The organism is Leucobacter soli (genome assembly GCF_042659205.1).
Lineage (GTDB): Bacteria > Actinomycetota > Actinomycetes > Actinomycetales > Microbacteriaceae > Leucobacter > Leucobacter soli.
Genome location: NZ_JBHSRW010000380.1, coordinates 1 through 1,287, shown reverse-complemented (window position 1 = coordinate 1,287; position 1,287 = coordinate 1). Strand labels below are relative to the sequence as shown.

Below are 1,287 nucleotides of genomic sequence, written 5' to 3'. Positions count from 1 at the left end.
GGGGTATGGGACGGGCATGATGCCGGGGGTTCCTTTCGGTACAGGATTACCCTCCATCAAACACGACACGATTCAGTCTCTTGGTGAGCGGCGAGTTCTGGATAGAGGTATGTCACAGCTCTCTCGAGAGCTGTTCTACTCGAAGAGCATGGCGAATATCGGCGACGCGGAACAGCTGATTCGAGAATCTGTGTTCGCAACCTGATTCCCCGACAGAAGCGGAGAGCCAGCAAGAAGAGACCGCGGTAACGTCTCTTGCTTGGACAGAAGAGGGTGTTCGGATCGTTGTGATCTGAGCACCCTCCGCTGCTGTTGCATGGTTATGCGCTGGCGAGGATGCGCTGTTTCTGTGTTTCGAATTCTGTCTCGGTGAGTACGCCTGCGTCGCGGAGTTGCCCGAGCTGAGTGAGCTGATCCAGTACGGATGACCCGGCAGGTGCTGCGGCGGGCGGGGCGGGTGTCACCGGTTGTGGGGTCGGGGGTGCAGGAGATGACTGGGGTGTTGCCGCGTCCTGTGCGGCCCAGCGCTGTTGTTGGCGTCGGTGGGTGTTCCCGATGACGCGGGTCGCGACGGATGCGCGGGCTGCGGTGCGGAGGAGGCTCATGACTGGTTCCCTTCGTTGAGTGCCCGGTCGAGTTCTTCGATGTCGATGCCGCCCGAGAACAGTTCGACGCCACCGATCGCTGTCCATGCGTCTGCGGCCATCGCGAGGGAGCGGTCCTCGTAAACGACAGCGAGCGCTATTTGCCCGGGCTGGAGCTCAGAGGCGATGCTTTCGAGGTCGTCCCCATCGAGGATGCCGCTCTCGACCCCATCGAACGTTGCGACGTCAATACCGGTGACGCCATCGAGGTCGGCGAATGCACGTTTGATGGGCGCGCCTGCGTCGTCGCGGCCGATGAGCTCGATGTCGAGGATTTCGATGATGCCCTGCTCCACCCGGTTGAGGAGGGCGGTGAGGCCGGGGCCGAGGTCGGCGGCCTTTGGTCTGCTTGATGACCAGTCCGCCTCGGCCGGGGTAGTGCTGGCGTCTGATCCACACGATCCGGTTGTCCCAGTCCACATCTCCCGCGCGGAGGCCGGCGACTTCGGAACCGCGGGCGGCGAGGAGCGCGGCCAGCATCACGTGATCGGAATACGACTGATGCACCTGCCCGCACGCGTCAGCGAGCTGAATCGCCCTGGGTTTCGTTCCTATCGGGAGGCTTGCCCGGCAAGGGCAAGCGAGGGTGATTCCTGGCCAGCGTAATACGCCTGCTCGACCTCGACCGGCGTCCGATAGCCGA

Annotated in this window: 3 protein-coding genes; 1 reads left to right on the top strand and 2 read right to left on the bottom strand. The window is 63.0% G+C overall.

Annotation, left to right across the window (positions count from 1 at the left end):
- Positions 1-205, top strand: a 205-nt coding sequence (locus ACFPZL_RS13345) for a hypothetical protein (protein ID WP_382335855.1), incomplete at its 5' end; no start/stop codon positions are given.
- Between the two features lie 115 nt (positions 206-320).
- Here ACFPZL_RS13345 and ACFPZL_RS13340 read toward each other — a convergent pair.
- Both ACFPZL_RS13340 and ACFPZL_RS13335 read right to left on the bottom strand, forming a co-directional pair.
- A complete protein-coding gene (locus tag ACFPZL_RS13340) occupies positions 321-605 on the bottom strand; it encodes an SHOCT domain-containing protein (RefSeq protein ID WP_382331274.1) in 285 nt (94 codons plus the stop codon).
- Complete coding sequence (locus ACFPZL_RS13335) at positions 602-940, bottom strand: hypothetical protein (RefSeq protein ID WP_218116478.1); 339 nt, start codon at positions 938-940, stop codon at positions 602-604. The genes ACFPZL_RS13340 and ACFPZL_RS13335 overlap by 4 nt, the downstream gene beginning before the upstream one ends.
- Between the last annotated feature and the right edge of the window lie 347 nt (positions 941-1,287).